Origin of the sequence: Salipiger mangrovisoli, assembly GCF_015223355.1 — a bacterium.
GTDB lineage: Bacteria > Pseudomonadota > Alphaproteobacteria > Rhodobacterales > Rhodobacteraceae > Salipiger > Salipiger mangrovisoli.
Genome location: NZ_JADFFK010000001.1, coordinates 377,147 through 390,409, shown reverse-complemented (window position 1 = coordinate 390,409; position 13,263 = coordinate 377,147). Strand labels below are relative to the sequence as shown.

Sequence of the window (13,263 nt, the reverse complement as noted above, 5' to 3'; positions counted from 1 at the left end):
TTCGTTCACGCGGTGAAGCCTGAACTCACTCTTCGTCGAGCGCTTCGACAGCCTTCATGAGATCATCTTTCGAGACCTCTTTCTCGGTCACGGTCGCGCCTGCGGCGATGTGGTCGATGACCTTGTCCTCGAAGATCGGCGCGCGCAGCTGCTGCTGCATCTGGGCGTTCTGGCGCACGAAGTCGAAGAACGCGCGCTCCTGACCCGGATACTGACGCGCCTGCATCATGATCGCCTGGGTCATCTCCTGGTCGGTCACCTCGATCTCGGCTTTCTGGCCGATCTCGGCGAGCAGCAGGCCAAGGCGCACGCGGCGCTCGGCGAGCTTGTTGTGCTCGTCGGTGGGTTCGATCTCGCCGTGGTTGTGGCCGTGATCGTCCGGGTGCTCTTCGTGGTAGAGCTGGTGGGCGATCTGCTTGGCTTCCGCTTCAACGAGGCTCGGCGGCAGCTCGAAGCTGACTTCCTTGTCCAGCGCGTCGAGCATGGCGCGCTTCAGCACCTGGCGCGCGGCACCGGTGTACTCGGCTTCGAGACGCTCACGGATCTGGCCCTTCAGCGACTCGAGGTCCTCGGCGCCGAACTTCTTGGCCAGCTCGTCGTCGATCTCGGCGGCAACCGGTTCCTTGACGGCCTTGACGGTCACGTCGAAGACGGCGGCTTTGCCGGCCAGATGCTCTGCGCCGTATTCCTCGGGGAAGGTGACCTCAACGGCCTTTTCTTCCTCGACCTTGAGGCCGATCAGCTGGTCCTCGAAGCCGGGGATGAAGGAGCCCGAGCCGAGCTGCAGCGGGTAGTCCTCTGCGGAGCCGCCTTCGAAGGCTTCGCCGTCGACCTTGCCGACGAAATCGATGACGATCTGGTCGCCCTCTTTCGCCTTGGAGCCCTTGCGGCGGTCCTTGAAGTCCTGCGCGTTCTCGGCGAGCTGCGCGAGCGCCTCGTCGACGGCGGCGTCATCGGCCTTCACCACGAGCTTCTCGAGCGACAGTTTCGACGCGTCGATTTCCGGAACTTCCGGCAGCTTCTCGTAGCTCATCTCGACGGAGACGTCGTCGCCTTCTTTCCAGTCGTCGTTGGTCATCTTGACCTGCGGCTGGAGCGCCGGGCGGTCGCCGGTCTTCTCGAAGTGCTCGTTCATCGCCGCGTCGATCGCTTCCTGCATGCTTTCGCCCAGCACGCGCTGGCCGAACTGCTTCTTCAGCAGCGGCATCGGGACCTTGCCCTTGCGGAAGCCCTTCATCTCGATTTCCGGACGAGCCTCTACGAGCTTCTCGTTCACCTTCGCATCGAGCTCTTCGGCGGTGAGGATGAGTTCGTAGGCGCGCTTCAGACCTTCGTTCAGCGTCTCGTTGACCTGCATGCCAATTCCCTTGTGGTCGTGATGCGAGGGCACGGACTCCGGCCCACCGCGAAATTCGAATTTGCGGTCTTCTATGCGTCCACGAGGGTCCATGCAAGGCGGAAACGCGCGTTGCGCCCCCACTATCGCCCCCCACGCGCACAAACCGCTGTTTTCCCTCGGGCGCGCGCCGCCCTGCCCCGCGTCGCGCCCGCGGACAGCATGGGATGTGCGTATTTGGAAAGAGAAGAAGGCGGCGGCAAACCTTGGGTTTCTTCTCTTTCCAAATACGCAGATCCCGCCGGCAGAAAACGCGCCGCGCCGGGCAGGCGCACGGCAACGGAAAGGGCCCCGCCATCGCTGGCGGGGCCCCCGTTCACAAGCCGATATTCGGATCAGCCGATCTTGGTCAGCAGCTCACCGATCGACTGTTTCGCGTCACCGTAGTACATCCGCGTGTTGTCCTTGTAGAACAGCGGGTTCTCGATGCCCGAGTAGCCGGTGCCCTGGCCGCGCTTCGACACGAAGACCTGCTTGGCCTTCCACACTTCCAGCACCGGCATGCCGGCGATGGGCGAGTTCGGGTCTTCCTGCGCCGCGGGGTTGACGATGTCGTTCGAGCCGATGACGATGACCACGTCGGTCTCGGGGAAGTCCTCGTTGATCTCGTCCATTTCCAGAACGATGTCGTAGGGCACCTTCGCCTCGGCCAGCAGCACGTTCATGTGGCCCGGCAGGCGGCCCGCCACGGGGTGGATCGCGAAACGCACCTCCTTGCCCTTGGCGCGCAGCTTGCGCGTGAGCTCGGCGACGTTCTGCTGCGCCTGCGCCACAGCCATGCCGTAGCCCGGCACGATGATGACGCTGTCGGCCTCGTCGAGCGCCGAGGCGACGCCATCGACGTCGATCGCCACCTGCTCGCCCTCGACTTCCATCGCCGGGCCCGAGGTGCCGCCGAAGCCGCCCAGGATCACCGAGACGAACGAACGGTTCATCGCCTTGCACATGATGTACGACAGGATCGCACCCGAGGAGCCGACCAGCGCGCCGACGACGATCAGCAGATCGTTCGACATCGAGAAGCCGATCGCCGCCGCCGCCCAGCCCGAGTAGCTGTTCAGCATCGAGACCACCACCGGCATGTCGGCGCCGCCGATGCCCATGATCAGGTGGTAGCCGATGAAGAGCGCGCAGGCGGTCATGATCAGCACCGGGAAGAGCCCGCCGCTGTTCATGTACCAGATCAGGCAGATCGCCGAGAGCGCCGCGGCGCCCGCGTTCAGCATGTGCCCGCCCGGCAGCTTCTCGGCCTTGGAGGACACCTTGCCCGCCAGCTTGCCGTAGGCGATCACCGAGCCGGTGAAGGTCACCGCGCCGATGAAGATGCCGAGGAACAGCTCGACCTGCAGGATGCTCAGCTCGACCGGGGTCTTGTGCGCGACGAGCTCGGCGAAGGTGCCATGCACCGCCTCACCGGCCGCCCGTGCCTTCTCGACGCTGCGCATGGTGAGATGCGCGTTGAAGCCGACGAAGACCGCCGCAAGGCCGACCAGCGAGTGCATCGCGGCGACCAGCTGCGGCATCTCGGTCATCTCGACCTTCTTGGCCACATAGGTGCCGATGATGCCGCCTGCCGCGATCAGGATGACCGACAGCAGCCAGAGGCCCGAGCCCGGGCCGATCAGCGTGGCAAAGACCGCGAGGCCCATGCCGACGATGCCGTACCACACGGCGCGCTTGGCGCTTTCCTGCCCCGAGAGGCCGCCGAGCGACAGGATGAACAGGACGGCCGCGACCACATAGGCCGCCGTCGTGAATCCGAATTCCATTGTCCCCACCTCTCCTTACGATTTCTGGAACATGGCGAGCATGCGCCGTGTCACGAGGAAGCCGCCGAAGATGTTGATCCCGGCCATGAAGACCGAGAGCGCGGCAAGGATGATCACCAGCCAGTTGCCCGAGCCGATCTGCATCAGCGCGCCAAGGATGATGATCGAGGAGATGGCGTTGGTGACGGCCATCAGCGGGGTATGCAGGGAATGCGAGACGTTCCAGATCACCTGGAAGCCGACGAAGACCGACAGCACGAAGACGATGAAGTGCTGCATGAAGCTGGCGGGCGCGACGAGGCCCACGCCGAGCAGCAGCACGGCACCGACGGTCAGCAGGGTCACCTGCTGCTTCGTCTGCGCCTTGAAGGCGGCGACTTCCTGCGCGCGCTTCTCTTCCGGCGTCAGCTCGGGAGCCTTTTCCTTCGGCTTCTGCGCCGCGATCGCCTTGGTCTTCGGCGGCGGCGGCGGGAAGGTGACATCCTTGGCGTGCGCGATGGTCGCGCCGCGGATCACGTCGTCTTCCATGTTGTGCACGACCGTGCCGTCGGTCTTGCCGGGCGTCAGGTCGGACATCATGTGCCGGATGTTGGTGGCGTAGAGCGTCGAGCTCTGCGTCGCCATGCGGCTGGGGAAGTCGGTGTAGCCGATGATGGTCACGCCGTTGTCGGTGACGATCTTCTCGTCCATCACCGTCAGCTTGCAGTTGCCGCCGCGCTCGGCCGCGAGGTCGACGATCACCGAGCCGGGTTTCATCGCCTTGACCATGTCCTCGGTCCAGAGCTCGGGGGCTTCCCGGTTCGGAATGAGGGCGGTGGTGATGACGATGTCCATCTGCGGCGCAAGTTCACGGAACTTGGCGAGCTGGGCTTCGCGGAACTCGGGGCTGGAGACCGAGGCATAGCCGCCGGACGACGCGCCGTCGGCCTGCTCTTCCTCGAAGTCGAGGTAGACGAATTCGGCGCCCATGGATTCGACCTGCTCGGCCACTTCCGGCCGCACGTCGAAGGCGTAGGTGATCGCACCCAGCGAGGTCGAGGTGCCGATGGCCGCAAGACCTGCCACGCCGGCGCCGACGATCAGCACCTTGGCGGGCGGCACCTTGCCGGCGGCGGTCACCTGGCCGGTGAAGAAGCGGCCGAAGTTGTTGCCCGCCTCGATCACCGCGCGGTAGCCGGCGATATTGGCCATCGACGACAGCGCGTCCATCTTCTGCGCGCGGCTGATGCGCGGCACCATGTCCATCGCGATGACGCTGGCGCCGAGATCGGCGGCCTGCTTCATCAGCGCCTCGTTGGCCACCGGGTAGAAGAAGGAGATCAGCAGTTTCTCGGGCGTCAGATACGCCACTTCCTCTTCGCTCGGCGGGCGCACCTTGGCGATGATGTCCGCCTGCGCCCAGAGCGCCCCGGCATCCGCAACCACGGTCACGCCAGCGGCCTCATAGGCCGCGTCGGCAAAGCCTGCCTTCGCGCCGGCGCCTGACTGGATCAGGCAATCATATCCCAGCTTCTGCAGTTGCAGCGCCGAGTCCGGGGTCATGGCGACGCGCGCCTCTCCCTCGAAAATCTCTGTCGGCGTTCCGATCTTCACGTAATTCGTCCCCCTTTTAGGCCGAGTGTCCGACCCTTCATGGTCTCTTGTTTGCTGTTCGGTTGACGTATGGTCTACCCGCGCGGTGACATGCTCACAACCGGAACGACCCGGTTAATCACATGGCAAAGGAAATTCAAAGCCATCTTCTGGTTTGTTTCTCATACTTACGGAATTCCGCAAGAAACTTTCGTCGCAAACGGCCCTCCTCCGGCACGATGAAGCGCTTTTCAAGCAGCCAGACGTAGATCGGCAGCAAGACCAGCGACGGCACCGCGTCCCAGTACAGGATGAAGCCCGCCAGAATCATCACGTCTCCCAGATAGATGGGATTGCGCGAAAGGCGAAACACGCCCGAGGTCACAAGACGGTCCGGTTCCTCATGCGGCATGAAGGTGGTGCGCTGACGCCGCAGTTCCAGCAGCGCCAAGGCTGCGAGAAGCACACCGCCTCCGACCAGGAGCCCGCCCAGAAGGTCCGCCCAGACCGAGCCGAAGCCCAGCCCCAGTGGCAGCAGGTCTTTCTGCACCCAGGCCAGGCACAGGCAGCTCAGAAGCCAGAGCGGCGGCAGGTCGAGCATGCGACCGACGGATCTTGGCATCGCCTCTCACCTCCTTTGCCTCGACGGGGTCAACCCCAGGCGCCCCTAGGGCTTTTTCCTTTCTATCGCGGCGTTTCCGCGACGTCGCGCGGGCGATATGCCGCAGCCCGCGCTTGCCTCTGCCGCAAATCCCCGCCACTTTCGCCGCGCAGGACGAGGGAGCGAGATGCTGACAGGATACCACGCGCTGGTAACCGGCGGAGGAACCGGGATCGGCCTCGCCATTGCCCGCGCGCTGGCCAGCGCGGGCGCGCAGGTCATCATCTCCGGACGCCGCGCCGACGTGCTCGAGGCCGCCGCCGGCCCCGGCCTGCACCCCCAGGGGATGGATGTCACCGACGAGGCCTCGGTGCGCGACGCCATCGCCGCCGCCAGCGCCGCGCGCGGCCCCATCCAGATCTGCATCGCCAATGCCGGGCTTGCAGAGCCCGCCGAACTGCCCGGCATCTCGCTCGACGACTGGCGCCGCAGCATGGCGGTCAACCTCGATGGCGCTTTCCTGACCATCCGCGAGACCCTGCCCGCCATGCAGGCGGCCGGTTGGGGCCGGGTCATCGCCATTTCCTCGGTCGCCGGGATCAAGGGCATGCGCCGCGCCGCGCCCTATGTCGCCGCCAAGCATGGTCTGGTCGGGCTGATCCGGGCGCTCGCCGCCGATCACGCCGGCGCGCCGCTGACCTTCAACGCGCTCTGCCCGGCCTATGTCGAGACCGGGATCGCCGCGCAGAACATCATCCGCGTCATGGCCCGAGACGGGCTGACGCGTGACGAGGCGACGCGCCTCGTCCACACCGCCAATCCCCATAACCGCCTGATCGCCCCCGAGGAAATCGCAGACGCCGCGCTCTGGCTCTGCGGCCCCGGCTCGGGCAGCGTGAACGGTCAGGCCATCGAAATCGCAGGAGGCGCATTTTGACCACCCCCACAGGCTCCATCTTCGACTGGACCAAGGACCAGTTCCACCTGCCGCTCGGGATGATCTATCTCGACGGCAACTCTCTGGGCCCGCTGCCCAAGGCAACCCCCGCGCGCATCCAGAAGATGCTGACCGAGGAATGGGGCGATCACCTCATCACCGGCTGGAACGCCTGCAGCTGGATGGAGATGCCGACCCGCCTCGGCGACCGCATCGGCCGGCTCATCGGCGCCGAGACCGGCCACACGGTGGTCGGCGACACGCTGTCGATCAAGGTCTTCCAGGCGCTGGCCGCCGCCGTGGCGCTGAACCCCGGGCGCAAGGTGATCCTGTCGGACACCGGCAACTTCCCGTCGGACCTCTACATGGCGGAGGGGCTGATCGAGCTGCTGGGCGACGATTACGAGCTGCGTCTCGCCGAGCCGCACCGGCTGGAAGAGGAGATCACCGAGGAGGTCGCCGTGCTCTTGGTGACCGAGGTCGACTACCGTACCGGTCGCCGCCACGACGTCGCCGCGCTCACCGCCAGGGCGCATGAGATGGGCGCGCTGGCAATCTGGGACCTGGCGCATTCGGCCGGCGCGGTGCCGGTCGATGTGGCAGGCGGCAAGGCCGACTTCGCCGTCGGCTGCACCTACAAGTACCTCAACGCCGGCCCCGGCGCGCCGGCCTTCATCTATGTCGCCCCGCGCCACGCGGGCCATGCCGAGCCGGCGCTCTCGGGCTGGCTTGGCCACGACACGCCCTTCGCCTTCGAGCGCAGCTACCGCCCCGCCCCGGGCATCGAACGCATGCGCGTCGGCACGCCGCCGGTGATCCAGATGGCGGCGCTCGACGCCGCGCTCGATGTCTGGGACAAGCTCGACATGGCCGAGGTGCGCAAGCGTTCGCTGGCGCTCACCGGGCTGATGATCGAGGAGGTGGAGACCCATTGTCCGGGCCTGAAACTGGCCACCCCGCGCGAGAATGATCAGCGCGGCAGCCAGGTGAGCTTCCGCTTCGAGCACGGCTACGCGGCGATGCAGGCGCTGATCGACCTTGGGGTGATCGGCGATTTCCGCGCCCCCGACATCATGCGCTTCGGCATCACCCCGCTCTACATCGGCGAGGACGAGGTGCGCGAGGCGGTGGAGATCCTCGCCCGCATCCTGCGCGGCGCGCTCTGGGATCAGCCCAAGTACCAGCGCCGCAAGCGCGTGACCTGATCGGGCCGTTTCTGCTCAGACCGAGGCAAGCCGGGGGGCACCCTGCCCCTTGGCGCCGCCCGCCCAGTCCCGCACCGCGTCGCCGAAGGCGGTGAACAGCGGTCGTGACACCGGATCGTTGGCTGCATCCCACTCGGGGTGCCATTGCACCGCCATGGTGAAGCCCGGCGCGCCCTTGACGTAAAGCGCCTCGGGCGTGCCGTCGGGGGCATGCCCCTCGATCTCGATCCGCGCGCCGGGGGTCTTGATGCCCTGCCCGTGCAGCGTGTTGGTCATCACCTCGGCGGCGCCGAAGAGATGGTGGAACCGCCCGCCCGCGGTCAGCGTCACCTTGTGGCGCAGGGCGAATTTCTCTTCCAGCGTCCCGTCGGGCGGCATGCGGTGGTTCATCCGGCCCGGCAGGTCGCGGATCTCTGGATAAAGCGTGCCGCCCATCGCCACGTTGACCTCCTGGAAGCCGCGGCAGATGCCGAGGAACGGCTGGCCGCGCTCGACGCAGGCGCGCACCAGCGGCAGAACGATGGCGTCGCGGGCGCGGTCGAAGGCGCCATGCGCCTCGGTCGCTTCCTCGCCGTATTCCTCGGGATGCACGTTGGGCCGCCCGCCGGTGAGCAGGAAGCCGTCGCAGGTCGCCATCAACTCCTCGACCGACACGAAGCGCGGGTCCGCCGCGATCAGCAGCGGCAGGCACCCGGCGACACAGGCAATCGCCTCGGTGTTCATCACCCCGCCCGCGTGGGCGGGGTAATGCTCATTCAGCAGATGCTGGTTTCCGATGATGCCGACGACGGGGCGGGTCATTTGCATGCCTCTCCTTGCCTGTTTGGGACAAACATAAGGCAGGTGCAGGCGCTGCGAAAGATGGCTCAGATGACCGCGGTCAGCCCCACCGCCTCGATGCCCGCTTTTGCAGCAGCTGCGTCATTGTCCGAAGTATCGCCCGTCACGCCGACCGCGCCCAGGGTCCGCCCCTTGGAATCCTTGACCAAAACGCCGCCCGGCACGGGGATCAGCTTGCCGCCGAAAGCGCCGTTGGCGGCGGCGATGAAATAGGCCTGGCTCTCGGCCCGTGCCATCTGCGCCGAGCCGGGCATGCCCAGCATCACCGCGCCGTAAGCCTTGCCGAAGGCGATCTCGAAGCGGCCCGGCGCGGCGCCGTCCTGGCGCTCGAAGGCCTGCACGTGGCCGCCTTCGTCCAGCACCACCACCGACAGCGGTGCCATGCCCGCCTCTTTCCCGGCCTCGAGCGCCTTGCGAATGATCGTCCGCGCCCGGCTCAGCGAAATTCCTGCCATCGTCTCTCTCCCTTTCTTCCGGCAGACGCGCCGCGCCCGCCCTTTCTTCTAGGTGGAAATATCCTCGGGGGAGCGTGAGGGGGCAGACAGCCCCCTCACTCCCACGCAGATCACACGCGCGGCCCCGGCTCAGCCCGCCTTCAGCTCCAGCCGCCGCCGGTGAAGCACCGGCTCGGTATAGCCCGAGGGCTGCACCCGGCCCTTGAACACGAGATCGCAGGCAGCCTTGTAGGCAACGGTGTCGAATCCCGGTGCCATCGGCGTATAGGCGGCGTCCCCGGCGTTCTGGCGATCGACCACGGCCGCCATCTTCTCCATCACGCCGCGCACTTCCTCGACGGAGACCACGCCATGGTGCAGCCAGTTGGCCAGGTGCTGCGAGGAGATACGGCAGGTCGCGCGGTCTTCCATCAGGCCGACGTCGTGGATGTCCGGCACCTTCGAGCAGCCGACGCCCTGGTCGACCCAGCGCACCACGTAGCCGAGGATGCCCTGGGCGTTGTTCTCGATCTCCTCGCGGATTTCCTCTTCCGACCAGTTGGCACCGGCGGCGACCGGGATGGTCAGCAGGTCCTCGAGCGTGCCGCGCGGCCCGCCTTCGGCGATCTCGGCCTGGCGGGCCAGCACGTCCACCATGTGGTAGTGCAGCGCGTGCAGCGTGGCGGCGGTGGGCGACGGCACCCAGGCACAGTTGGCCCCGGCCTTCGGGTGACCGATCTTCGCCGCGAGCATCGCTTCCATCAGGTCGGGCATCGCCCACATGCCCTTGCCGATCTGCGCCTTGCCGCGCAGCCCGCAGGCAAGACCGATGTCGACGTTGCGGTCCTCGTAGGAGGCGATCCAGGCGGTGTTCTTGATGTCGCCCTTGCGCAGCATCGGGCCCGCTTCCATCGCCGTGTGCATCTCGTCGCCGGTGCGGTCGAGGAAGCCGGTGTTGATGAAGGCGACGCGGTTCTTGGCGGCGCGGATGCATTCCTTGAGGTTGGCCGAGGTGCGGCGCTCCTCGTCCATGATGCCGAGCTTCACGGTGTATTGCGGCAGGCCGAGCGATTTTTCGACGAAGCTGAAGATCTCGTCGGCGAAACCCACTTCTTCCGGGCCGTGCATTTTCGGCTTCACAACGTAGACCGAGCCTTCGGTCGAGTTGCGCGGGCCGCTGTCCTTGGCCAGATCGTGCTTGGCGATGAGCGTGGTGATCATCGCGTCCATCAGGCCCTCGAAGATCTCCGAGCCGTCCTTGAGCAGGATCGCCGGGTTGGTCATCAGGTGGCCGACGTTGCGCACCAGCATGAGCGCCCGGCCCTTCAGCACCAGCTCCGAGCCGTCCGGCGCGGTGTAGCTGCGGTCGGCGTTGAGCGTGCGGGTGACCTGCTTGCCGCCCTTCTCGAAGGTGTCGGCCAGATCGCCCTTCATCAGGCCGAGCCAGTTGGCGTAGGCCAGCGCCTTGTCCTCGCCGTCGACGCAGGCGACCGAGTCCTCGCAGTCCATGATCGCCGAGACGGCGGATTCCATCAGCACGTCGGCGAGACCCGAGGCATCGTCCTTGCCGATGAAATGCGTCCGGTCGATGACCAGCTCGACGTGCAGCGCGTTGTTGACCAGCAGCACCGCCTCCGGCGCGGCGGCGTCACCACGGTAGCCCGCGAATTGCTCGGGCTTCGACAGCGGCTTGCCACCCACCAGCAGCGCGCCGCCCTCGACGGCGTAGCCCGTGGCCTCGGCATGGCTGCCGCCCGAAACGGGGAAGTTCTCGTCGAGGAAAGCCTTGGCCTTGGCCACGACCTGCTTGCCGCGCGCGGCGTCGAAGCCGCCCTTGAGCGGGGTCGAGCCCATCGCGTCAGTGCCGTAGAAGGCATCGTAGAGCGAGCCCCAGCGGGCGTTGGCGGCGTTCAGCGCGTAACGGGCGTTGGTGATCGGCACCACCAGCTGCGGGCCGGGCACCGAGGCGAACTCGGGGTCGGTGTTTTGGGTCTCGATCTCGAAGTCCGGCCCCTCGGGCAGCAGGTAGCCGATCTCCTCGAGGAACGCGGTGTAGCTCGGCAGGTCCGGCACGCCCGGGTTCGCCTTGTGCCAAGCGTCGATCTGCTCCTGCAGTGCGTCGCGCTTGGCCAGCAGCGCCGCGTTGCGCGGGCCGAACTCATGCGCCAGCTGCGACAGCGCCGCCCAGAAGGCGTCTGCCTCGACGCCGGACCCCGGCAGGGCCTTTTCCTCGACGAATGTGCAGAGCACCGGGTCGATCTGCAGGCCGTGGCGATCGATGCGGGCGGTCGTGCTGGCAGTCATGGGGACACCTCCTTCGGAATCTTGGTTAGGTCACGTTTAGGAAACAAGTTTCCGATAGGCAACAAGCGTGGTCACAAAAACTAACCAAAATCCGCCACCCGCTATTCTTCAGGCCGATCGTCGGCCCCCTGTCGTGCCCCGGCTCCCGCCACTTTCGGCGCAAAGGATAGCGCCCTCGACCCTCGGGCACCAAGTCCGGCGATGCCGTCAGGCATCCGCGCAGCGAAAAGGGGCGCACGCCTGCCGCGCCCGCCCCCGCCAGTCATCTTTCCAAAATTGCTCGGGCGTCCGGAAACACCCTGCCCCGGCGGCTCAGGCCGCGCGTTCCTCGGCTTGTTGCAGCGCCCAGAGCTGGGCGTAGCGTCCGGCGCGGGCGAGCAGAGCCTCGTGGGTGCCCTCCTCGACCACTTCGCCTCTTTCCAGCACGACGATGCGGTCGGCATCGGCGATCGTCGACAGCCGGTGTGCGATGGTCAGCACGGTGCGCCCCTCGCCCGCCCGCCGCAGCGCGCTCTGGATCGAAGCCTCGGTCTCGGTGTCGAGCGCCGAGGTCGCCTCGTCGAGCAGCAGGATCGGCGGGTCCTTGAGCAGCGTGCGCGCGATGCCGACGCGCTGCTTCTCGCCGCCCGAGAGCTTCAGACCGCGCTCGCCCACCATCGTCTCGTACCCCTCGGGCAGCGAGCTGATGAACTCGTGGATCTGTGCCGCCCGCGCGGCAGCGATGACCTCTGCCTCTGTGGCGTCATCCTTGCCGTAGGCGATGTTGTAACGGATCGTGTCGTTGAACAGCACGGTGTCCTGCGGCACCACGCCGATCGAGGCGTGCAGGCTGTCCTGCGTCACATTGCGCAGATCCTGCCCGTCGATGCGGATCGCCCCGCCAGAGACGTCGTAGAAGCGGAACAGCAGCCGCCCGATGGTGGACTTGCCCGAGCCCGACGGGCCGACCAGCGCCACGCTCTCGCCCGCACCGACGGTCAGCGAGATACCCTTGAGGATCTCGCGCTGGGCGTCGTAGCCGAAGCGCACCTTGTCGAACTGCACCGCGCCGCCAGCCACGGCCAGCGCCGACGCGCCGGGCTTGTCGGAAACCTCGGCGGGCTGATCCAGAAGATCGAACATCTGGCCCATGTCGACAAGGCTCTGGCGGATCTCGCGGTAGACCGTGCCAAGGAAGTTCAGCGGCATGGTGATCTGGATCATGTAGGCATTGACCATGACGAAATCGCCGACGGTCAGGCTGCCATTCTGCACCCCGAGCGCGGCCATCACCATGACCGCCACCAGCCCGAGGTTGATGATCAGCGCCTGCCCGAAGTTCAACATGGAGAGCGAGGTCGCGGTCTTCACAGCCGCATCCTCATATCCGCGCATGGCGTCGTCATAGCGCGCGGCCTCGCGGCCTTCGGCGTTGAAGTATTTCACCGTCTCGAAGTTCAGCAGGCTGTCGATGGCCTTCTGGTTGGCGTCGGTGTCCTGCGCGTTCATCTTGCGCCGCAGCTTCACGCGCCATTCGGTCACCGCAAAGGTGAACCATACGTAAAGCGCGATGGTCACCGCCACCACCAGCAGGTACCAGATGTCGAAGAGCCAGAAGAGCACGACACCCACGAGCAGCAGCTCGAGCACCAGCGGTCCGATCGAGAACAACAGGAAGCGCAGCAGGAAATCGACCCCCTTCACCCCCCGCTCGATGATCCGCGACAGCCCGCCGGTCTTGCGCGTGATGTGATAGCGCAGCGAGAGCTTGTGGATGTGGGTGAAGGTCTCGAGCGCCAGCTTGCGCAGCGCGCGCTGGCCGACCTTGGCGAAGATGCCGTCGCGGAGTTGCTGGAAGCCGGCGTTGAGGATGCGCGCCATGCCGTAGGCCAGCGTCAGCCCGACCGCGCCGAGCAGCAGCGTCGAGGCCTCGCCGCCGAGCCTGTCCACCGCCTGCTTGTAGAGCATCGGGGTCCCCACGGCGATCAACTTGGCCGCCACCAACATCAGCAGAGAGGTCACCACGCGGCGCTTCACCCAGGCCTCGCCCTCGGGCCAAAGGTAGGGCGCGACGCGGCGGATGGTGCGCATGCCGGAACGGCGCTCGGCGTCTTGGAGGTCGGTCTGATCTGTCTCGGGAGGCATGGGCTCGGCTCTCTTGGCTTGGCGGATCATGCCTTTACCGCTTCACCCCTCCGAAGGCCAGAGGACCGGAGCGCACAGGCC

At 66.5% G+C, this 13,263-nt stretch carries 10 protein-coding genes; 2 read left to right on the top strand and 8 right to left on the bottom strand.

Going from position 1 to position 13,263, the window contains the following annotated elements:
• Nucleotides 1-25: 25 nt before the first annotated feature.
• The 4 genes from tig to IQ782_RS01845 form a co-directional block, all read right to left on the bottom strand.
• The gene (gene tig, locus IQ782_RS01860) at nucleotides 26-1,357 is read right to left on the bottom strand and encodes a trigger factor (RefSeq protein WP_194132902.1); all 1,332 of its coding nucleotides are present in this window, start codon (nucleotides 1,355-1,357) and stop codon (nucleotides 26-28) included.
• A 374-nt stretch (nucleotides 1,358-1,731) separates the two neighbouring features.
• On the bottom strand, nucleotides 1,732-3,165 hold the full coding sequence (locus IQ782_RS01855) for an NAD(P)(+) transhydrogenase (Re/Si-specific) subunit beta (protein WP_194132901.1): 1,434 nt from the start codon (nucleotides 3,163-3,165) through the stop codon (nucleotides 1,732-1,734).
• Nucleotides 3,166-3,180: 15 nt separating this feature from the next.
• A complete protein-coding gene (locus IQ782_RS01850; protein ID WP_194132900.1) occupies nucleotides 3,181-4,758 on the bottom strand; it encodes a Re/Si-specific NAD(P)(+) transhydrogenase subunit alpha in 1,578 nt (525 codons plus the stop codon).
• A 136-nt stretch (nucleotides 4,759-4,894) separates the two neighbouring features.
• Complete coding sequence (locus tag IQ782_RS01845; protein ID WP_240989024.1) at nucleotides 4,895-5,338, bottom strand: methyltransferase family protein; 444 nt, start codon at nucleotides 5,336-5,338, stop codon at nucleotides 4,895-4,897.
• A gap of 187 nt (nucleotides 5,339-5,525) precedes the next feature.
• Here IQ782_RS01845 and IQ782_RS01840 point away from each other — a divergent pair, with 187 nt between their 5' ends.
• The gene (locus IQ782_RS01840; RefSeq protein ID WP_194132898.1) at nucleotides 5,526-6,275 is read left to right on the top strand and encodes an SDR family NAD(P)-dependent oxidoreductase; all 750 of its coding nucleotides are present in this window, start codon (nucleotides 5,526-5,528) and stop codon (nucleotides 6,273-6,275) included.
• On the top strand, nucleotides 6,272-7,480 hold the full coding sequence (kynU, locus tag IQ782_RS01835; protein WP_277347825.1) for a kynureninase: 1,209 nt from the start codon (nucleotides 6,272-6,274) through the stop codon (nucleotides 7,478-7,480). The genes IQ782_RS01840 and kynU overlap by 4 nt, the downstream gene beginning before the upstream one ends.
• A 15-nt stretch (nucleotides 7,481-7,495) precedes the next feature.
• On the opposite strand, the gene IQ782_RS01830 is transcribed toward kynU, so the two are convergent.
• The 4 genes from IQ782_RS01830 to IQ782_RS01815 all read right to left on the bottom strand — a co-directional run bounded on the left by IQ782_RS01830 (nucleotide 7,496) and on the right by IQ782_RS01815 (nucleotide 13,182).
• Complete coding sequence (locus IQ782_RS01830) at nucleotides 7,496-8,281, bottom strand: gamma-glutamyl-gamma-aminobutyrate hydrolase family protein (protein ID WP_194132897.1); 786 nt, start codon at nucleotides 8,279-8,281, stop codon at nucleotides 7,496-7,498.
• A 65-nt stretch (nucleotides 8,282-8,346) separates the two neighbouring features.
• Nucleotides 8,347-8,775, bottom strand: coding sequence for a GlcG/HbpS family heme-binding protein (locus IQ782_RS01825; RefSeq protein ID WP_194132896.1), 429 nt, complete (start codon nucleotides 8,773-8,775; stop codon nucleotides 8,347-8,349).
• A 129-nt stretch (nucleotides 8,776-8,904) separates the two neighbouring features.
• A complete protein-coding gene (locus IQ782_RS01820; RefSeq protein WP_194132895.1) occupies nucleotides 8,905-11,058 on the bottom strand; it encodes a malate synthase G in 2,154 nt (717 codons plus the stop codon).
• 312 nt (nucleotides 11,059-11,370) lie between these two features.
• A complete protein-coding gene (locus IQ782_RS01815; protein ID WP_194132894.1) occupies nucleotides 11,371-13,182 on the bottom strand; it encodes an ABCB family ABC transporter ATP-binding protein/permease in 1,812 nt (603 codons plus the stop codon).
• Nucleotides 13,183-13,263: the final 81 nt, after the last annotated feature.

Excerpts from the sequence above, each read along its gene's own strand:
- tig (WP_194132902.1), bottom strand. The coding sequence starts at position 1,357 with ATGCAGGTCAACGAGACGCTGAACGAAGGTCTGAAGCGCGCCTACGAA.
- IQ782_RS01855 (WP_194132901.1), bottom strand. The coding sequence starts at position 3,165 with ATGGAATTCGGATTCACGACGGCGGCCTATGTGGTCGCGGCCGTCCTG.
- IQ782_RS01845 (WP_240989024.1), bottom strand. The coding sequence starts at position 5,338 with ATGCTCGACCTGCCGCCGCTCTGGCTTCTGAGCTGCCTGTGCCTGGCC.
- IQ782_RS01840 (WP_194132898.1), top strand. The coding sequence starts at position 5,526 with ATGCTGACAGGATACCACGCGCTGGTAACCGGCGGAGGAACCGGGATC.
- IQ782_RS01830 (WP_194132897.1), bottom strand. The coding sequence starts at position 8,281 with ATGACCCGCCCCGTCGTCGGCATCATCGGAAACCAGCATCTGCTGAAT.
- IQ782_RS01825 (WP_194132896.1), bottom strand. The coding sequence starts at position 8,775 with ATGGCAGGAATTTCGCTGAGCCGGGCGCGGACGATCATTCGCAAGGCG.
- IQ782_RS01820 (WP_194132895.1), bottom strand. The coding sequence starts at position 11,058 with ATGACTGCCAGCACGACCGCCCGCATCGATCGCCACGGCCTGCAGATC.
- IQ782_RS01815 (WP_194132894.1), bottom strand. The coding sequence starts at position 13,182 with ATGCCTCCCGAGACAGATCAGACCGACCTCCAAGACGCCGAGCGCCGT.